The sequence below is a fragment of the Pseudomonas sp. 58 R 3 genome, from assembly GCF_900006605.1.
In the GTDB taxonomy this organism is placed as follows: Bacteria; Pseudomonadota; Gammaproteobacteria; order Pseudomonadales; family Pseudomonadaceae; genus Aquipseudomonas; species Aquipseudomonas salomonii.
The window spans coordinates 42,273-61,900 of sequence record NZ_CVTT01000069.1 but is presented as its reverse complement, the minus strand read 5'-3'; the positions used below and the strand labels follow the sequence as shown (position 1 = coordinate 61,900).

Here is a 19,628-nt window from a genome sequence, read left to right as displayed (position 1 = left end):
CCTGACAAAAACCAAATGTGGGAGCTGACTTGCCTGCGATGGCGGTATATCAGTCACCGAATTGGCTGACTGAACAACCGCTACCGCAGGCAAGCCAGCTCCCACATTTTCAGACCGCCTTACATGCCAAGCCAGTGCGGCAGCGCCAGCGAGATAAACGGCAAGTACGTGACCATGATCAAGAACACCAACAGGATCATCAGCCACGGCAACGCCGCGCGAATCGTCTGCCCCAGCGTCAAGCCGGTCACCGCCGAAGTCACAAACAGGTTCAGCCCGACCGGCGGATGCACCAGGCCGATTTCCATGTTCACCACCATCACAATCCCCAGGTGAATCGGGTCAATGCCCAGCTTCATGGCAATCGGGAAGAAGATCGGCGCCAGGATCAGCACAATCGCGGACGGCTCCATAAAGCTGCCGGCCACCAGCAACACCACGTTGACCATGATCAAAAAGCCGATCGGCGTGAGGCCTTCGGAGATTACCCAGGCGGTGATTTCCTGCGGGATTTGCTCGGTGGTCAGCACATGGGCAAAGAGCATGGCGTTGGCGATGATAAACATCAGCATGATCGCCAGGCGCCCGGATTCCAGCAGTACCTTGGAGCAGTCGCGCAGTGTCATGTCCTTGTACACAAACAACGCGACAAACGCCGAATACACCGCCGCCACGGCCGCCGCTTCGGTTGGCGTGAACATGCCGCTGTAGATGCCGCCCAGGATGATCACCAGCAACAGCAAGCCCCAGAACGCCCGGCGTGCGCAGGTCAGCCACTCACGGAAGGTCGCACGTGGCTGCGCCGGCAGCTTCTTGATGCGCGCGACGATGTAGATCGCGACCATCAGCATAAGCCCCAGCAGCAGCCCTGGAATCACACCGGCCATGAACAGCTTGCCCACCGAGGTTTCGGTAGCGGCCGAATACACCACCATCACAATCGACGGCGGGATCAGGATGCCCAGGGTACCGGCGTTGCAGATGATCCCCGCACCGAACTCCTTCGGGTAACCCGAGCGCACCATGCCCGCCACGGCAATCGAGCCGACTGCCGCCACCGTCGCCGGTGATGAACCGGACAGCGCCGCAAACAGCATGCACGCCAGCACCGCCGCAATCGCCAGGCCGCCACGAATGTGGCCGACACAGGCGTTGGCAAAGTCGATCAGCCGCTGCGCCACGCCGCCGGTGGTCATGAACGCACCGGACAGCAGGAAGAATGGAATCGCCAGGAAGGTGTAGGCGTCGGAAGTTTCGAACAGCTTGATGGCCAGCGAACTCACCGAGTCCTGGCTGAACATCAGGATCGACACCGCGCCGGACAGCCCCAGGGAAATCGCGATGGGCACGCCGAGGAACATGAACACGAACAACAGCAAAAACAGACAGAGCACGGCCATCAGTGACGCTCCTCATGGCTGCCGGCCAACTTGCTGGCCTCTGCGGCCTCATCGGCCAGCCCCAACCCGACCTGACGGTGGGTAAAGATGCGGTAGAAAATTTCCAGGTAGCGGATAAACACCAAGGCAAAACCGATGGGCACGATGATCACGATATCGCCCACGTCCACGCCGTATTGGTCGAGGTCTTCGGCGCCGATATGCGCGCTCATCACGGCACTCACCCACTTGTAGCTGGCAACCATGAACAGCCCGGCGTAGGCCAGACAGCACAGGCACGCGAGCATGCCGAGCAGGCGCTGCACCGGGCGCTTGGTCAGCTTGACCAGCGCGTCTACGCCGAGGTGGCCGGCAGTGCGCACGCCGTAAGAGATGCCGAAAAAAATCAGCCAGCCGAACATGGCCTTGGTCAGCGCCACGCTCCAGGTCATGTCCTGGGCCCAGGTCATGGTGTGGTCGCCCAGGGCGCCGAAAAAGCTGCTGCTCCATGCCCACTTGTCAGACAGGGCAAAAAACAGCGTGTAGATGTTGTTGAGCATGACGTAGACGAATGTCACCAGGGTCATGGCGGCCAGCAGGAAGGCGATAAACCCTTCCTCCAGGTGCTCCCAGACGCGCCTTAGCGTTTGCATGGCAAAACCTCGCGAAGCAGAGATAGGTAGGTGCAAGGCTCAGGGTCGAAACCGGGTCAAAATGTGGGAGCGGGCTTGCTCGCGAATACGGTGTGTCAGTTACCGAATGCATCAACTGAAAGACTGCATTCGCGAGCAAGCCCGCTCCCACATTGGATCTCGGTACAACCCGCAATTACTGGTTGGAGGCGTCCGCCGCCTTGATCAGGTCGGCGCCAATCTCCCCCTCGAACTTCTGCCACACCGGGCGCATGGCTTCGCGCCACAGCTGGCGTTGCGCCGGGGTCAGTTCGATGACTTCGCTGGTCTTGGCGTCGATGATCTTCTGCCTGGCCGACTGGTTCAACGCTTCGGCCTGTTTGTTCACCTCGACGGTGACTTCAACCATGATCTGCTCCAGAGAGGTGCGCACATCCGGCGGCAGGCCGTTCCAGAACTTGGCGTTGGTGATCACCATGTAGTCGATCAGGCCATGGTTGGACTCGGTGAAGTACTTCTGCACCTCGTTGACCTTCTGGCTTTCATAGTTGGACCAGGTGTTCTCGGTGCCATTTACGGTACCGGTCTGCAGGCCTTGGTACACCTCGGCAAAGCTCATCTTGCGCGGGTTGGCGCGGATCGCCTTGAACTGCTCTTCGAGTACGCTGGAGGCCTGCACACGGAACTTCAGGCCACGGGCGTCCTTGGGTTCATGCAGGGCTTTGTTGGCGGAAAGTTGCTTGAGGCCATTGTGCCAATAGGCCAGGCCAAGGATGTTCTTGTCCTGCATCGAGGTCAGCAATGCCTTGCCCTGGGCGGCCTGGAAACGGTCGACGGCGGCCAGGTCATTGAACAGGAACGGCAGGTCGTAGATCTGCACTTGCTTGGTGTATTGCTCGAATTTGGCCAGGGACGGTGCCAGCATCTGCACGTCGCCCAACAATAGCGCTTCCATCTCTTTACCATCGCCGAACAGAGAGGAGTTGGGGTACACCTCGACCTTGACCCGGCCCGGCAAGCGCTCTTCAGCAAGCTTTTTGAACAACAACGCGCCCTGGCCCTTGGGGGTGTTTTCGGCGACCACGTGGGCGAACTTGATCACAATCGGGTCGGCCGCCTGGGCCAGGCCCGCGGCAAATAAAGTGGCGGCGCACAGCAGCGCCCGAGAAAGCTTGAGCATGGGGAATCACCTTCTTATTGTTGTGTTTCAGGGCAAGGTGCCTGATGTGACGCGTGTAGTGAATTTCGAATTGTAGATACCTGCGTTCGGCCAGGCCGAACGCCAGTCCTGCAGACGCCTATATTCCAATGTGGGAGCGGGCTTGCTCGCGAAGACGGTGGATCAGGCAATTAATTCAGTGGCTGTCATACCGCATTCGCGAGCAAGCCCGCTCCCACATTTTGAGCCAGTTTCGTCAGTTAGAGTTGGGCCGCGAGAAGCCTTTGCGCACGAAGCAACACCGGCGCATCCACCATCTGCCCATCCATCTGATAAGCCCCGGCCCCATGGGCTCCCGCCTCTACCACGCGCTTGGCCCAGGCCAGGTCTTCGGCGCTGGGCGCCAGCGCTGCATGAATCACCGCCACCTGCTTGGGATGGATACACAGCGCCCCGGCAAAGCCCATTTCATAGGCATGACGGATCGAGCGGCGCAAACCTTCGGGGTCGTCGATGGCCGGGTGCACACCATCCAGCGGCGCCACCAAACCGGCGGCGCGCGAATGCACGATCAGCGCCAGGCGTGCCTGGTCGAGCGCAAACTGCGCAGCCGCAGAACCGCTGCTCAGGTTCAGGTCCAGGGCCAAATCCAGACCACCAAATGACAGGCGCTCAACCTGCGGCGCATGGGCAATCTCAGCCACCGCCAGCAAGCCCCTGGCGCTTTCGATAATCGGCCAGATCACCTTGCCGGCGGCCGCCACCACGGCAACCTGGGCTGCGCTTTCCACCTTCGGCAGCAGCACGCCCGCCACATTGGCATGGGTTTTACAGAACGCCACATCCTCAAAATGCTCGGCATGCTCCGGTGCATTGATGCGCACCCACACCTGAGCCTGTGGGTGCGCGTGCAAAAACACCCCGAGGTTATCCCGCGCCTGGCGCTTGAGGGGTTCTTCCACCGCGTCTTCAAAATCCACAATCACCGCATCGGCGCCGCTGGCCAGGGCTTTGGAAAACCGCTCCGGGCGACTGCCGGGCACAAACAGGGCCGAACGAACTAAAGGCTTTGGCATCAGGTGAATTCCTTATTAAATAACGCCGCGTGCGCGCAGGCCGTCGATGGTGTGCGCCGAAAACCCCAGCTGATCGAGAATGCCCTGGCTGTGCTGGCCCAGGGCGGGAACGGCGTCCATGCGCGGGGTAAACGCGGCATTGCGCGCTGGCGGCAACAGCGACGGCAGCGGCCCGGCCGGGCTTTGGACTTCACGCCAGCTGTCACGCGCCTTGAGCTGCGGGTGGTCCCACACGCCTTGCATGTCGTTGACCCTGGCACTGGCGATCTGCGCGCCTTCCAGGCGTTGGATCACGGCTTGCGCGTCCAACTGCGCAAAGCTGTCAACGATGATCTGGCGCAGCGCCTCACGGTTGGCCGAACGCTTGAAGTTGGCCGAGAAACGCTCATCGGTGGCCAGCTCAGGGGTGAGCAGCACCTTGTCGCAGAACGCCGCCCATTCGCGTTCGTTCTGCAAGCCGAGCATCACCGTGCCGCCGTCGCCGGTGGGAAACGGCCCATACGGGTAGATCGTCGAATGCGCCGCCCCGGCCCGTGGTGGCTGGGGCGCGCCGTCGAAGGCGTAATACATCGGGTAGCCCATCCACTCCACCAGGCTTTCGAGCATGCTCACGTCGATGCGGCTGCCCTGCCCCGTTTTTCCGCGCAGCAGCAACGCCGAGAGGATGCCGCTGTAGGCGTACATGCCGGCGGAGATATCGGCGATGGAGCAACCGGCCTTGGCCATCTGGTCTTCACCCGGGCCACCGGTCACCGACAAAAAGCCGCCCTCGCTTTGGATCAGCAGGTCGTAGGCTTTCTTTTTCTCGTAGGGCCCGCCTTCGCCATAGCCGGAAATATCGCAGACGATCAGCCGTGGAAAACGCTCATGCAGCGCTTCAAACGACAGGCCCATGCGCGCCGCCGCGCCGGGTGCGAGGTTCTGCACCAGCACGTCGGCATCGGCCAGCAGGCTTTGCAGGATGTCGCCGGCCTCGTCCTGCTTGAGGTCCAGGGTCAGGCTTTCCTTGGAGCGGTTGGTCCACACAAAGTGCGAGGCCAGGCCGCGCACGCGCTCGTCATAGCCACGGGCAAAGTCACCGGCGCCAGGGCGTTCTATCTTGATCACACGGGCGCCGAGGTCCGCCAACTGGCGGGTGCAGAATGGCGCAGCAATCGCGTGTTCCAGGCTGATCACGGTGATACCGTCCAGCGGTCGTTGATTAGTCATGACGCTTCCTCAAAGCCAGTGGGCCATGGACGCTGCACTGCGCAGGTTCCAGACCTTTTCGATCAGTGCAGTGGCCTGCGCCGGTGTACGCGCGCCGCTGAATTGGGTAAGGCGCTGGAATTTATCCGCCAGCTCCGCCCGGCTCAGGGTGTTGCCGGGGTCGCCCTTGGGTTCGTCGATGGCGCCCTGCAGCGTGCGGCCATCGAGCGTGGTGACGGTGACGCGGCCCCGCCAGCGCTGCGGGTAGGCGGCGTCGACGTGCGCATCCAGGGTCATGCTGACCTTGTCGCGAAAGGCCGAAACGGCGGGGTCGGTCAACGCGTGTTCGTGGAACTCGGTTAGCCCGGCCTTGCCATGCACAGCGATCAGGCCGAGCACAGTGCCCATGGAGAATTTGGCCTGATGCACAGTGGCAGGGCTGGTCACGCGGCCGAGCACGTCGATGGCACCTTGATGGACATGCGTTTGAACCGTGGCGATATCGGCAGCGCACAGCCCTTCGCGCTGCATCAGATCCAACAGCGCATCGGCGGCCGGATGGGTGTGACGGCACGAGGCGTGGAACTTGAACGAGGTCTCCAGCAGTGCCCAACGGCTGCCGAGGCGGGCCGATAACTTGCCAGGCTCAGCGTCGCTGGACATGCCCGCCGCCAGGCCTTGGTCACCCTCCAGAATATTGCGTGCGCCGGTGAGCCCGTCCGCCGTCAAATACGCCGCGAGCAAGCCATCCGCAGCTGCCTTGGCCGTGTGCAACTGCTTGGAGTCGGCGGCATCGCGCAAAAACTCCCACAACCCGGCTGCCTGGGTACCGGCGCTGCCGAGCAGGTTGATGAACTGCTCCTGGCTAAAATCCATCAGCTTGCCCACGGCAACCGCCGCCGCCAGGGTGCCGACGGTCGCTGTAGTGTGGAAGATGCGGTAGTGGGAACGGCCCATGAATTCGCCGATGCGGATACCGGCTTCATAGCCCGCCACCGAGGCCAGCAGCAATTGGCGGCCGGATTTGCCAAGGTCCTGGGCGGCAGCCAGCGCGGCCGGAAACACCACGGTCGCCGGGTGCAGCACCGAGCTGTTGTGCAGGTCATCCTGCTCCACCAGGTGGGAGGATGCGGCGTTGACCAGCGCGGCAAAATACGCGCTGGTGCTGCCGCCATTGACGATCACCTGGGCCGGGCCGCTGTCGGGTCCCATTTTTTGCGCATAGCGTTCAAACAACGGGATCGGGTGCGCGCCCTTGCTGGCCAGCGCCGAGGCCAGCCAGTCCAGGTACAGGTCTTCGGTGCGTGCCAGTACCTTTTCCGGCAATAGTTCGTAATTCAGGTCTGCAAGAAACCGACACAAGGCGTGGGTATGGCTCATGGTCAGGCCCTCAGAAGCTGCGTGGCAGTTCGAGCAGATGCTCGGCCACGTAGGACAGGATCAGGTTGGTGGAGATCGGCGCAACTTGATAAAGGCGGGTTTCGCGGAATTTGCGCTCCACGTCGTACTCACAGGCAAAGCCGAAACCACCGTGGGTTTGCAGGCAGGCGTTGGCGGCTTCCCAGGACGCCTTGGCCGCCAGGTACTTGGCCATGTTGGCGCTGGCCCCGGCATTCTTGCCGCTGTCGTATTCCTCACAGGCACGCCAGCGCATCAGGTCCGCCGCTTCGATTTCGATATGCGCCTCGGCAATCGGGAACTGCACACCCTGGTTCTGCCCGATAGGGCGGCCAAACACCACGCGGTCGCGGGCGTAGGCACTGGCCTTTTCGATAAACCAGCGACCGTCACCGATGCACTCGGCAGCGATCAGGGTGCGTTCGGCGTTAAGGCCGTCGAGGATGTATTTGAAGCCTTTGCCCTCCTCGCCGATCAGGCTGTCGAGGGGCAGCTCCAGGTTGTCGAAGAACAGCTCATTGGTTTCGTGGTTGACCATGTTGGCGATGGGCTGCACGGTCAGGCCGTTGCCGATGGCTTGGCGCAGGTCGACCAGAAAGATCGACATGCCTTCTGACTTCTTTTTCACCTCGGCCAGCGGCGTGGTGCGCGCCAGCAGAATCATCAAGTCGGAATGCTGGATGCGCGAGATCCAGACCTTCTGGCCATTGATCACGTAGTTGTCGCCACGCTTGATCGCGGTGGTCTTGATTTTGGTGGTGTCGGTGCCGGTGGTGGGCTCGGTCACGCCCATCGATTGCAGGCGCAATTCGCCGCTGGCGAGCTTGGGCAGGTAGAAGCTTTTTTGCGCTTCGCTGCCGTGGCGCAGCAAGGTGAACATGTTGTACATCTGGCCGTGCACGGTGCCGGAGTTGCCACCGCAACGGTTCACCTCTTCGAGGATCACCGAGGCTTCGGCCAGGCCCAGGCCTGAGCCGCCGTACTCTTCAGGGATCATCGCCGACAGCCAGCCGGCGTCGGTCAGGGCTTTGACGAAGGTTTCGGGGAAGCCTTTTTGTTCGTCGATCCTGCGCCAGTAAGCGGCATCGAACTCGGCGCACAAGGCGCGCACGCCTTCGCGGATGGCATTGAGTTCTTCGTTGTCATTGGGGTTCATTAACGGCTCTCCGCCTGTTGTTCTTGGATTATTCGAAGTGGATTTCGGCTTTCTGAGCCAGACCGTCTGCGTTGCCAGCCCACAGTTCTGCAACCCCGTTTTCAATCACCCTCCCACCCACAGCAAACGGCTGCGGCGCAATCAGCGGGCGCACGCCGCGATAGGCCAAGCGGCGCAGGGTTGCGTCGGGATGGGCGCGGCAAAACGCGCTCAGGCTCAAGGTAGCGATCAACGGGCCGTGCACCACCAGGCCTGAATAGCCTTCGGTGCCGGTAACATAGGGGTAGTCGTAGTGGATGCGGTGGCCGTTGAAGGTCACGGCGCTGTAACGAAACAACAGGGTTGGCGTGGGGCTGATCGACTCCTGCCATTCACCTTCGGGCAAGGCGTCACCGCTGCCTGATTTGGGCGGCGTGGGCTCGCGGTAAACGATGTCCTGCTCTTCGCGGATCGCCAGGCGGCCGTCCTGGGAATAGTCATGCCGCACGGTGACGAACAGCAGCGAGCCGGTTCGCCCGGTCTTTTCTTCGACCTGGGTGATGGTCGACACGCGAGTGGCGGCCTCACCGGCGCGCAAGGCATGCAGGAACTCGATGCGCCCACCGGCCCACATGCGATTGCGGTTGTCGGCCGGCGGCAGGAAACCGCCCCGGGCCGGGTGGCCGTCAGTGCCCAAGGCGGGTTCCGGCAGCGGGTCCTGGAAAAAACACCACTGCCACAGCGGCGGCAAATCGGCGCCCTGTGCAGGCACCGGCTCGCCAAAAGTGGCGGCAATGCGTTTGAGCAGGTTATGGCTCAAGTGGTCGTGGGCGGTCTCGCTTCGGCCGATCCAATCAGTGGCGCTCATCGGGTGCAGGTCCTCGGGCAGTGAATGTCTGCCCCGGATCATGCAAGCGCCTGCCCGTTCTGAGAATTTGCATTTCAATAAACCAGCGTTCGGTTATGCTGAACGCCAACTTCGAGTCCGCCCTTATATCCTGTGGGAGCTGGCTTGCCTGCGATAGCGGCGTACCAGAAGCATCATCGGTGCTGACATACCGCTATCGCAGGCAAGCCAGCTCCCACACTTGAACCTCACCGTTGCCCAAATAGGGGTTTGCATGCATTTCGATCTCGCCGACCTGCGCCTGTTTATCCATATCGCCGAATCTCCCAGCCTCACCCAGGGCGCCAAGCGTGCGTTCCTCTCGCCGGCCGCCGCCAGTGCGCGGATCAAGGCGTTGGAGGGTCAGTTGGACACGCGCCTGCTGTACCGCGACAGCCGTGGCGTGGAGATCACCCCGGCGGGCGAGCGGCTGCTGCACCATGCGCGGCTGATCATGCGCCAGGTGGATTACCTTAAAAGCGAGTTCACCCAATACGGCGTGGATTCGGCCGGGCATATCCGCATCTTCGCCAACACCACGGCGGTGACCGAGTTTCTGCCGGAGGTGCTGGCAGGCTTCCTGTCCCAGCGCCCGGGTGTGACCGTCGACCTGCAGGAGCGTTTGTCCCGGGATATTGTGCGTGGTGTGCTTGATGGCACCAGCGACATGGGCATCATTGCCGGGCCGGTTGAGGCCGCAGGTTTGCAGGTGTTGCATTTCAGCACCGATGAATTGGTGTTGATGGTGCCGGTCGGCCACCCATTGGCCGACCAGCCTTCGGTCACGCTGGAGCAAACACTGGCCTACCAGCACATTGGCCTGCACGAAGGCAGCACGCTATTGAGTTTTTTGCGTGAACACGTTGATCGCCTGGGCAAGCATTTATCGCTGCGCATCCAGGTGTCGAGCTTCGAAGCGATCTGCCGGATGGTCGAGGCCGGCGTAGGCATCGGCATCATTCCCGAGTCCGCCGCCGTGCGGCACAGCCGGACCATGCAGTTGGTGACGGTGAAACTCGATGAGCCGTGGGCGATTCGCGAGCGCAGTATCCTGGTGCGCGAGTTGGAAGCATTGCCCGGCACCATTCGGGCGTTGATCGCCACCTTGATGCCGGACACACTCAGTGCAGGCTGATGTTGCGCTGGCTGGCGTTATCAATATTGATATGGCTCAGCCGGCCCTGCCCATCGAACAGCAACAGATCAGACCCGAGGCGGCGAAGCTGGGCCGGCGATTGCGGCCAGTGCAACGTGACGCAAAGCCGATCGCTGGCACGGTGGATCACGTGCCAGCAGGTGCCGTGTTCCTCAACCCGATAACTGATCAGCAACCAGTCCTCAAATAGAAACGGGCTGACGGACTCATCCCATTCTTCTTCCGGTAAGTTGCCAGGCAGCCGGTAGCGCTTCCGAACCCCGTGCTGCTTCAGTATCAGCGTGGGTGTTCCATAGTCGTGCTTGATCCGATACTGCGCCGATTCAGCGGTGGCACTGGGAACCTGGAAGTCCGTCGCGACGATGTCAAACGCGCTTTCACGGCTGACCAGCCGCCGCTCCGGCAGACGATAATGCCACAGCATCAGGCACCCGCCCGGCGCCGACAGCCACAGGTATTCGTTGTGTTCATCCACCTTGATGGCACGCACCGACTCCGGTAGATCACTCACATGCCAGAGCGTTTCAAAGCCACGGTCAACATCCACCACGCGCAACTGCGAGCCTTTGCCGATGGTCCAGTTGCTGCCATCAAAGGTGTTTGCATAGACATCCATGGCCAGCATACCGAGGTCTTTGGCGACTCGATTGACCAGGTCCAGTTTGCTCACGCGCCATACATTCCCCCGCCAGATCAGCACCAACGCAACATGTCGGCTATGGGCAATAACGATTTTCTGCGCCGGTACAGCAAAGTGAAACAACGCTGTGCCCGCCGCATCCACCACCATCACACCCGCCTCGCCCAGCGCCACCAGGTAACGCTGGTCTTCCAGCGGGGCCGCGTCGAAAATCGGCCGGCTGCCCGCGGCCGGCGCAGACCACTCGCGGGTTTCACCCAAACGCTCCAGCGAGACCACGGGCGTACGCTTCAAGGCTTGGCCCGGCAAATCCGCCTGAAGCGCTTTGTCGCGACTCATCTTGACGAGTGCTTGTAACTGGTTATGGGTCAGCTGGCCTTGATCGCTGAATTGATCGGCCAGAATCGCCTGCACGGTGGCACCGGCCAGCCAGGCCAGGGCGGTGGTGTTGGCCTTGTGCAGCAATAAGGCCTGCGCCAGGGCTGAGCGTTCGCTGGCGCGCGTGGGGTCGTCACGCAATTGCTCGACCCACGGCCCGTAAGCGTTCAGCGTTTCGGGCAACAGGATTGCGCGTTTAACCAGCGCCTCAATACCCAAGCGCCCGCCAGCCGCCTCGGCGTTGAGCAGCCATTGCGCGGCGCGTGGGCGCTCTGCGGGCAGGCTCCAAATAACATCGACGGCTTGCAACCACAGGCCTTTGGCGATCAACGACTCGGCCCATTCCAGGCGCAAGCGGTCGGCGGCTTCCGGCGACTTGGCCTGGAGCATCACCACGGCGTCGGCGAACGCATTGTCGCGCCGCGCCACCTGCACGGCGCGCTGCCACTGCTCGGCCAGGCACAGCAGGCGCACGATCACCGCAGCTAGCATGTCCCACGCCAGGGCCAGGTCGGCGGCCTGCTGATAGCGCGCGTGTTTCTCCAGGTAATCGAGGGCTTGCTGGTGCTCTTTGAGCAATTCGGCGAGTACAAATACCGCTTCCTCGATACGACCGGCACGGTCCAGGCGCTCAAAAGTCTGGCGATACACTTGGCGCAAGTGCTCGGCCAAGTCGTCTTCAAACAGCATCGAGCGCGCCGGGCCATCCTGCTGGCTGAGGCTCAAATCCTCGCGGCGTTGGGGCGTACCAAAGCTCTGTTCACCGCTGGAGGCACCGCCGTTCAAGGGGATCGCGTGGCGCAAGGCTTCTTCGAAATTGCCGTCTTCGAACATCTCCAACATGCGCTGCATGTAGGCGGCCTGGCGTTTGCCATACAGTTTGGAAAGCTGGGAATGCTGGGTCAGCCGGGTCAACAAGCGGCGCCACGCGGCAGGTTTGTGCCTGCGCGGGGTGGCACGCGCAGCGATGCCTGGGTCAGCGGGTGCGCGGGCAACCGGCCTGGGTGCCGTTTGGGCGGGGGCCGACGCGCCACGGTGCAGAAAGCGGTTCAACCCGAACAGCAGCGCGGTAATCACAACCATCCAGATCACGCTGCCCAGGAGCATACCGCTGAAGGACTGTGTGTGCGTGGCCAGCATGGCGGCAGCATCGCTTTGGCCGAAGAGGCGGATCAGCCCCCCCAACAGTAGCAAGCCAATCACGATTTTCAGCACCGGGGAAGAGACTTCACGGGCGTCATCCATGTTGTTTCGCGCGGGCGACGAGCTGGCGCCAGCCCCTTTACTCGACGTGTGACGCGGGCGCTCCAGCAGCGCTTGCATGATTGCTTCACGCTCCGGGCTGACGGGCTCCAGCGGCCCACCGAGGATTTCACGCAGGTCGGTGATCACTGCATCCGGCAGCGTTGCAGGCAACGGGGTATGGCAGTCAAAGGTGTCGAGCAGTGTGTAGGTGCTGATGTCGAGCCACAGCCCAGGCGTCAGCACGTGTGCATCGCGCAGCTGCAGTGCATGGATCTGGCTGCCGCGCACCAGCCACAGGTCGGCAACGGGCAGCCGGCGCAATTCCTCAGGGTGCAGCGCGGCAGACGACAAGCCCAGGCCCTGGCGGATCAGCGGCCAGCCGTGCAGGCTTTCGCAGTTTACTGGGCAAGGTGTGTGAAACTGCAGCAAGTCGCCGTCGGCAAAGCGGTAGGCACGCGCGTCGATTTGCCAATACTTGAGGATCAGGCGCTTGCGCTCGCCTTCATCAAAACGCTCGGCGGCAAACCATAGGCCGTCAATCTGTTGGTGCCCGGTGAGTAGCGGGCGGCGAATCAGCATCCGTTCTGGCTCAAGCATTGGCAGCTTCCTGGCTGAGCTGTGGTGCCTGGTTGCACATCACTTGCAAACGCATGGAGCGCTCGCCAACCGAGTAAACCAGTAATTCGCGGTCAGTGGTCAGTACAGCGATCAAGCCGCTCATGGGGCAAAAACTCGCGCGGGCAATCGGCGCCGAAGTGGTAAACAACGTGCGCTGTTGCCCCTCGGCGTAGAGCCCGACGCTGTGCTGGTTCGGCCCCAGCAGCACCAGTGAGTAGAGCTGTCGCTGGGCGAACGCGTGGTGCAGGCCGATGGCTTTCCAGCCCGGCGCCAAGTCGATCTGTTCGTGTTTCGCCGGAAAGCTTTCATGGGTCACCAGGCGCCAACTCTGGTGGCCGTCCTGGGTGGTCAGCAGCGCGCAACCGCCGCAGTACTGGCGCCAGTAAAAGTTGGCGGCCAGCAGCACCTGGCTAACGCCCGCTGCCGAGCCGACCGCATGACCATTGGCGCGTAAACCGTCAGCAGACCCGGAATACGCGACGATCTGCCCGCCTTCGCTGCGCACATAAGCGATGGTCAAAGGGTCGACCTGTACCAGGCTCATCACGTCGTCCGCCACCTGGCAGAGTTGACGCGACTTCCAGTAGGCAAGCCGCCCCTGGCTGTCGAGCAAGTACACACGCACGGAATTCTGACTGTGCAGCCACACACTCGGCAGGAACGTCGCAGTGCCCGGTGGCAGTTGCAGCTGTTCACGGGCGGGCTTGTCGACGGTGGGCATACCGGGAATGTTCCAGAACGTCAGGCTTTCGTTGTCGCTCAACACGGCACCGAGGCTGCGGTGGTGAAAGGTGGTGCTCAATACGCGCTGATGCTTGCCCCACAGACGGCGTCGAACTTCCAGCGACTTTTTCTGGTTTTTGTGCGGCAGCTTGATCACCACCATGCCCGCCTCATCGAGCAGGCGCAGCGCCACATAGTTACCGGCGCTGGAGATCACCGGCGGCAAGGTCAAGGCGACGCGTGGCACCGCACGTGCGAGATTCGGCGGCGGCGCCTGGACTTCATCGTCGAACTGGCCTTTGAGCAGTTGCACCGCGCGCGCCTCATCCGGCATAGGCAGCAGCACGCGCCGCACCGATGCGGCCTGCAACTCGAATGACAGGCTGTGCCCATCCAGGCTGCGCTGCACCTGCACCCGGTGCGTACAGGTCTTGGTCGTGTCCTTGGGCAAGCGCTGCCCGACTGTCCAGCACTCACCCAAGGTTTCACCCTGCGCGGCCAGCCATTCCTGCCAGGCGTGCCAGTGCGCCGGGGCGACACTTTCATAGGTGCGCGCCTTGAGCAGCTGCTTGAGCTGCCCCGCGCTATCGAATTCATGCAGCAGCGGAGCGCCTTGCAGGATGCCCCAGCGCAACTGCGCCCCCGCCTCCTCGGCACGCCGGGCCAGCAGCATCAGCAAGGCGATATGCACCAGCCGCGCGGCGCCCCACTGCAACGGGCCGGCGTCGAACAGCACGACAATCAGGCGGTTGGCTTCACGGGCGCGGTACTGCGGCGCCAGGAACATATGTTCGCCGCCGACAGCCCGGCGCATAAACTCATCCGGCACTTCATCGGCCAGCAGCCATTCGCTGGAGAGCAGGCGCTCGTAAGGCCCACGGCGTTGCAGATCACCCACGCCATCCGGCTCAGGCACCCCGCCTTGCTGCCTGCCGCGCAGTGGCCCCAGCACCGGGTTAAGGCGCCCAAGCAAATCGGCGAACAGCGGCAGATGCTGCGGCGCAAACCACTCCAGCCACTGGCGCCAGGGTTGCAGGGCTTCAGGCAATTGCATGGCTGGCACCCCAATGCGTCGCGATGCGCTGAAGGTGTTCAACCGTCACAGGCAACAGGCGGTCCAATGGCACTACGGCTTGCGGTTCGCGCCACAACAGCAAGGGCGAGCGCTTGAACCGTGCCGACAGCGTTTGGCCGAGCAGGTCTACCGGCACTGTCGGCTCCCAACTGGTGGGCAGCCACAGCCCAGGCGCGCCGGGGTGCACTGCGGCGTAGGCCACGCCGTCCACCCACGGCAAATCCGCCGCCGCCCCGGTGACCACCAGTACGTCGCCGCTGGCGGTAGCGTGCAAGCGCGCCGCCTGTTCATCGGCGAGCAGCAGCAAGCGCGCATGCAAGCGGCGCGCGGCGTCTCCCCAGGCGACGGCGGCTTTAGGGTCGGCAGGCACCTGCCTTGGGCGCCAGGTCCAGGCGTAGTGGTCGGCACTCATGGCGTCAGCATTCGGGACAGTTGCCCGCGTACCTGCTGCAAGGGTTCCGGCATAGTCTCGCTATTGAAGTTGGCGTCGATCTCGCGCAGTAGCCCTTCAAGCGCCGGGCTGTCGGGCGGCTCGCTGCGGGCCAGGTAGTCTTGCGCAGTTTCCAGCAAGCGATTCAAGCGCGACATCGGTTGCAAGGTGGCCTCTTCGACCGCACTGAACAAGTGGCTGTTGCTGGACGCGGCAAACAAGTCGCGCAGCACCTCGCGACCATGCTGCTGAGTCTCTTTAGTGGGCAGCACATACAGCAGCGGCCACAGATCTGCGTCGCTGGCTTGCAGCCGCCCGCCCAGCAACGCGGCGGCCGCGATCAACCGTTGAGACTTGACGATGCGGCGGTCCGACAACTGTATGCCGGCTTCGCGCAGGCGCCGAATTGCCTGGGCCAGGGCGGGACGCACCGCGCCCAGATCGACGTTTTTCAGGGCCTGGCTCAGCGTGTCCAGCTGGGCCAGCCCCAGTAACTGGTGCACCGGCCGCTGCTCCGACTGCCAACCGCCCGCCAGCATGGCTTCCAGTTGATTGTCCGGCACCGACTCGACGAACAGGTGCAACAGGAAGCGGTCGCCAAACGCTGCCAGCGCTTCATCGTCCGGCAAACCATTGGCCGCGCCGACACACACCCGCAGCGGACATTGAATTTGAGTATGGCCACGGCGAAAGCGGCGCTCGTTGAGCACGCCCAGCAAGGTATTGAGGATGGCGGTCGAGCCCAGGAAGACTTCATCGAGAAACACGACATCGGCCTCCGGCAACATGCCACTGACGTCGGTTTCCACCGTGCCTTCACGCAGTTTTTTCAGGTCTACGGCACCAAAAAGCTCCGACGGCTCAGTGAAGCGCCCCAGCAAGTATTCGAAGTAACGCCCGCCCATGGACTGCGCCACACGGCGCACCACGGCGCTCTTGGCCGTACCAGGCGGGCCGATCACCAGGATGTGCTCCTGGGCGACCGCCGCCAGCACAATCAGCTCGGCCAATTGCTCGCGCCCGACCAAGCCTTCGGTCGCATTACGCACAGCGTGGCGGATTTGCGTGGCAGCGCTTTGCAACTGAGCAATCATGGGTATCTTCCCTGAAACCAAAGCGGGGAATTTTGCCTGAGGCTAAAGTATTAGCAAAGCGTTGTTACAACCTGCCTTGAGGAGTCAGCCCATGCAACTCGAAGGATCCTGCCATTGCGGCGCCGTAACGTTCAGCCTGACCAGCCAGCACCCCTACCCGTACCAGCGCTGCTACTGCTCCATCTGCCGCAAAACCCAAGGCGGCGGAGGTTATGCGATCAACCTGGGCGCCGACGCCAAGAGTTTGAAGGTTCACGGGCGTAAACACATTTCGATCTACCACGCCCGCCTCAAGCCCGAAGGCGCCAGCCGCGCGCATGCGAGCACTGCAGAACGGCATTTCTGCTCGCAGTGCGGCAGCGCCTTGTGGCTGTTCAGCCCCGAATGGCCGGCGTTGATTCACCCGTTTGCCTCGGCCATCGACACGCCGTTGCCGGTGCCGCCTGAGCACACGCACCTGATGCTCGGCTCGAAGGCGCCGTGGGTGGAAGTCAGTGTGCGCAAGGGCGATTTGCAGTTGGACGAATACCCCGAAGAATCCATCGCCCAGTGGCATGAGCGTTTGGGGCTGACGCGTTAACATTCTTTGACAGTTTCTCGACAAAGCTCTCAAAGATTGTTGGCCGGCATGGCCCTAGCATTCGAGCATCCAAACCACCATCCGGGTGCTCTTCATGTTTCGCACATTGCGCGGTATTCCGTTATGGGGTTGCCTGCTGGGCACGCTCGGCTGCCACGTGCAGCCGCCTGCCCCGCCGGCGATTCCCAAGGGCGATTACGGCGCGATCATCCGCTACCTGCAAGCGCGTATTCCCAAAGACCTGGCCCGCGAAAATGTGCCCGGTTTGTCGATTGCGCTGGTTAATGGCCAGGAGCTGATCTGGGCGCGCGGCTTTGGCCTGGCCGACAAGGCCCAGGGGGTGCCGGTGACCGCCAACACGGCGTTTCGCGCCGGCGGCATTTCCAAACTGCTGACGGCCACGGCGGCGCTGCAATTGGTCGAGCAGCAGCGCCTGGCCCTCGACGCACCCATCCAGCAGACCTTGCGCGAGTTCCACGTGCGTTCGCGCTTTCACACCGACCAGGCCGCCGCCGACCGCGACATCACCTTGCGCCGCTTGCTCAGTCATCAATCCGGTTTGCCCAGTGAACACTTGCGCGACGTGCGCAGCACCTATGCCATGGGCCAGATGCCGATGCGCGTGTCGGGCGTGTGGCTGAGCAGCCCGCCGGGCTCGCAGGTGGCCTATTCCAACCTCGGTTATTCGCTGGTGGGTGCGGCGATCGAGCGCAGCAGCGGCAAAAGTTTTGAAGCCCAGTTGCAAAGTCGCCTGCTCCAGCCCCTGGAGATGAACCAGTCGAGTTTTGTCGGCACCGGCACGCAGTTGAGCTTTCGCGCCCTCGGTTACGAAGACGGCGTGGCGAGTACCGATGCGCAGGTGCGCGACCTGGCCGCCGGCGGCTTGTGGGCCAGCCCCAAAGACCTCAGCCACTACGTGCAGATGCTGTTTGCCCATGGCCTCTATAAAGGCACCCGCGTGCTTGAGAGCCCGTCGATTGATCAGATGTTCACCCAGCAAAACACCGGCAATGCCCTGGACTTCGATTGCCGGATGGGCCTGGGCTGGTTCCTCGCACCCTGCGGCGATGAACCCGTCGCCCCCGGCGTGCGCACCTACCAGCACAGTGGCGGCGGTGATGATTTTGCCGCGCAGTTGAGCGTGCTGCCCGACCAGCAACTGGCGGTGATCATCATGGCCAATGACAGCAATGCCGAAGAACTGGTCGCACGCCTGGCCACCGAGACCCTGCGTCTGTTGCTCCAGGCGCAAACCGGGCAAGCCGTGTGCGCCGACGACTGCCAGGCACCCAGCCATGGGCTCAAGTTGCGCCAGGTGCCGGCCGCCGTCGACCGCAAGCGCCTGGCCGGGTTTTATGCCACGGCCTGGGGCGTATTTCGGGTCAAGGATGAGGGCAATCGGCTGAGCGGAGAACTGGCCGGCTTTGACTTCGAGTTATTGCGCGACGAACACGGCTGGCTGCGCGCGCAGAAAAAAGTCCTGGGCTTTTGGCTCAAGGACCTCGGTGATTTGGGCCGCGTTCAGCTGGACGTGGTCACGGTGCAGGGCCGCCAAGTGCTCACCGCCCGCAGCCACGGCCAACGCCTGGCCATCGGTGAACGCATCGACCCGCCGCCGCTGCCGCTGGCCTGGGCCTCCACCATCGGCACCTATCAGGTGCTCAACACCCATGAACCCGACGCGCCGTTGAGCGGCATCAGCGTGCGTCTGGAAGAAGGCTTCCTGGTGATTCGCGGCCAACTGCACAACGAGCCGCTTACCGACTACATCCTGCTTCCCGTCGACAACGCCCACGCGGTGCTGGCCGGCAACGGCTACGGCCTGGGCGATACCGTCAGCCGCCAGGTCAACGGCCTCAGCGCCTCGGGTTACTCCTTCAAACGCACGCAATCGCCCAACAACCTCTTGAATTTTTAACAAGGACAAATACCCGGATGCGCTCAAAAAACCTCTGCCTGTCGTTCACCTCACTGTGCCTGCTCGCGGCTGCAGACACGGCGATTGCCGACGACTGGCAATACAGCCTCAAGGCCGGCGTGGGCAACCTGCCGCGCTACAGCGGCAGCGACGAACGCATGACCGCGCCACTGCTGGGCGGCAAAGTCGTGAGCCCGTGGGGGATTTTCCTCGACACCGACAAGGGCCTGGGCTGGGGTTACGAAGGCAACGCCCTGAGCTTCAGTGCGTATGTCGGCGCAAGCGCCGCGCGCAAGGACAAAAACGAGCGCCTGCATGCCGGTTCCAAACGCCTTAAAGGCATGGGCGAGATCAAGGCCCGCCCGCAATTGGGCGTCAACGCCAGCTATAACCTGGGCGGTGTGATTGTTGGCGCGACCCTGGAACATGCCCTCAAGGAGAACGACCGCAAAGACACCGGCAAGGCCTACACCCACCTGGAACTGAGCCTGGGCACCAACCTGTACGAAGGTCGCTACGGTTCGGTGGATGCCAGCCTCAGCAGCCACTTTGGCGACCGCAACTACTTGCAGACCTGGTATGGCGTAACCACCGGCCAGGCCGCGCAAAGCCGCTTCAAAGCCTACAAGGCCGGCGCGGGCAATATCAGCAATGGCCTGAACCTGGTGTGGAGCCTGCCGATCAGCGAGCACACCCAGTTCTCGACCTTGCTGGATGTGCAGTACCTGGCGGATGAAGCGGGCAAGAGCCCGATCGTGGAGCGACGGTTGCAGACGTCGGTGATGGGGGTTTTGGAATACACGTTCTGATCGGCTAGCCGATCAGAACGTGTGGGAGCGGGCTTGCTCGCGAATGCGGTGTGTCAGTCAATAATTCTTTAACTGATACACCGCATTCGCAGGCAAGCCAGCTCCCACA

At 62.6% G+C, this 19,628-nt stretch carries 16 protein-coding genes; 4 read left to right on the top strand and 12 right to left on the bottom strand.

All coding sequences use genetic code 11. From position 1 onward, the window contains the following. Positions 1 to 119 precede the first annotated feature (119 nt). From dctM to BFP92_RS23495, 8 genes are all read right to left on the bottom strand, one after another. On the bottom strand, positions 120 to 1,400 hold the full coding sequence (gene dctM / locus BFP92_RS23530; protein WP_065931335.1) for a C4-dicarboxylate TRAP transporter large permease protein DctM: 1,281 nt from the start codon (positions 1,398 to 1,400) through the stop codon (positions 120 to 122). Beyond that, complete coding sequence (locus BFP92_RS23525; protein ID WP_065931334.1) at positions 1,400 to 2,032, bottom strand: TRAP transporter small permease; 633 nt, start codon at positions 2,030 to 2,032, stop codon at positions 1,400 to 1,402. Before BFP92_RS23525 ends, dctM begins: the two co-directional genes overlap by 1 nt. Before the next feature lie 175 nt (positions 2,033 to 2,207). After that, entirely contained in the window at positions 2,208 to 3,191 is a 984-nt protein-coding gene (locus BFP92_RS23520; RefSeq protein ID WP_065931333.1) for a TRAP transporter substrate-binding protein, read from the bottom strand. A 239-nt stretch (positions 3,192 to 3,430) separates the two neighbouring features. Then, positions 3,431 to 4,246, bottom strand: a complete 816-nt coding sequence (locus BFP92_RS23515; protein ID WP_065931332.1) for an HpcH/HpaI aldolase/citrate lyase family protein — start codon at positions 4,244 to 4,246, stop codon at positions 3,431 to 3,433. Positions 4,247 to 4,261: 15 nt separating this feature from the next. Further along, positions 4,262 to 5,455, bottom strand: a complete 1,194-nt coding sequence (locus BFP92_RS23510; RefSeq protein WP_065931331.1) for a CaiB/BaiF CoA transferase family protein — start codon at positions 5,453 to 5,455, stop codon at positions 4,262 to 4,264. A 9-nt stretch (positions 5,456 to 5,464) separates the two neighbouring features. After that, positions 5,465 to 6,814 carry an MmgE/PrpD family protein gene (locus BFP92_RS23505; protein WP_065931330.1) on the bottom strand — a complete coding sequence of 450 codons (1,350 nt, stop codon included), beginning with the start codon at positions 6,812 to 6,814 and terminating at the stop codon, positions 5,465 to 5,467. A gap of 10 nt (positions 6,815 to 6,824) precedes the next feature. Continuing rightward, complete coding sequence (locus BFP92_RS23500; RefSeq protein WP_065931329.1) at positions 6,825 to 7,988, bottom strand: acyl-CoA dehydrogenase family protein; 1,164 nt, start codon at positions 7,986 to 7,988, stop codon at positions 6,825 to 6,827. Positions 7,989 to 8,016: 28 nt separating this feature from the next. Next, the gene (locus BFP92_RS23495) at positions 8,017 to 8,835 is read right to left on the bottom strand and encodes an HTD2 family dehydratase (protein WP_065931328.1); all 819 of its coding nucleotides are present in this window, start codon (positions 8,833 to 8,835) and stop codon (positions 8,017 to 8,019) included. A gap of 253 nt (positions 8,836 to 9,088) precedes the next feature. Between BFP92_RS23495 and BFP92_RS23490 the strand changes: the two genes are divergently transcribed. Next, positions 9,089 to 9,988 (top strand): LysR family transcriptional regulator, encoded by a 900-nt coding sequence (locus tag BFP92_RS23490; RefSeq protein ID WP_065931327.1) that lies wholly within the window; start codon positions 9,089 to 9,091, stop codon positions 9,986 to 9,988. On the opposite strand, the gene BFP92_RS23485 is transcribed toward BFP92_RS23490, so the two are convergent. Genes BFP92_RS23485 through BFP92_RS23470 form a run of 4 tightly spaced genes read right to left on the bottom strand, consistent with a single transcriptional unit; the run spans position 9,975 to position 16,212 of the window. Further along, on the bottom strand, positions 9,975 to 12,869 hold the full coding sequence (locus tag BFP92_RS23485; protein ID WP_065931326.1) for a bpX6 domain-containing protein: 2,895 nt from the start codon (positions 12,867 to 12,869) through the stop codon (positions 9,975 to 9,977). The two genes, BFP92_RS23490 and BFP92_RS23485, sit on opposite strands and share 14 nt — an antisense overlap. Beyond that, positions 12,862 to 14,667 (bottom strand): hypothetical protein, encoded by a 1,806-nt coding sequence (locus BFP92_RS23480; protein ID WP_065931325.1) that lies wholly within the window; start codon positions 14,665 to 14,667, stop codon positions 12,862 to 12,864. Before BFP92_RS23480 ends, BFP92_RS23485 begins: the two co-directional genes overlap by 8 nt. Next, positions 14,654 to 15,100, bottom strand: a complete 447-nt coding sequence (locus BFP92_RS23475; RefSeq protein WP_065931324.1) for a bpX5 domain-containing protein — start codon at positions 15,098 to 15,100, stop codon at positions 14,654 to 14,656. Before BFP92_RS23475 ends, BFP92_RS23480 begins: the two co-directional genes overlap by 14 nt. Further along, entirely contained in the window at positions 15,097 to 16,212 is a 1,116-nt protein-coding gene (locus BFP92_RS23470; RefSeq protein ID WP_065931323.1) for an AAA family ATPase, read from the bottom strand. The genes BFP92_RS23475 and BFP92_RS23470 overlap by 4 nt, the downstream gene beginning before the upstream one ends. A 91-nt stretch (positions 16,213 to 16,303) precedes the next feature. On the opposite strand from BFP92_RS23470, the gene BFP92_RS23465 reads away from it, so the two are divergent. The 3 genes from BFP92_RS23465 (at position 16,304) to BFP92_RS23455 (ending at position 19,519) form a co-directional block, all read left to right on the top strand. After that, the gene (locus tag BFP92_RS23465; protein WP_065931322.1) at positions 16,304 to 16,792 is read left to right on the top strand and encodes a GFA family protein; all 489 of its coding nucleotides are present in this window, start codon (positions 16,304 to 16,306) and stop codon (positions 16,790 to 16,792) included. A gap of 94 nt (positions 16,793 to 16,886) precedes the next feature. After that, positions 16,887 to 18,710, top strand: coding sequence for a serine hydrolase domain-containing protein (locus BFP92_RS23460; protein ID WP_065931321.1), 1,824 nt, complete (start codon positions 16,887 to 16,889; stop codon positions 18,708 to 18,710). Positions 18,711 to 18,727: 17 nt separating this feature from the next. Next, entirely contained in the window at positions 18,728 to 19,519 is a 792-nt protein-coding gene (locus BFP92_RS23455) for a MipA/OmpV family protein (RefSeq protein ID WP_065931320.1), read from the top strand. Positions 19,520 to 19,628 lie beyond the last annotated feature (109 nt).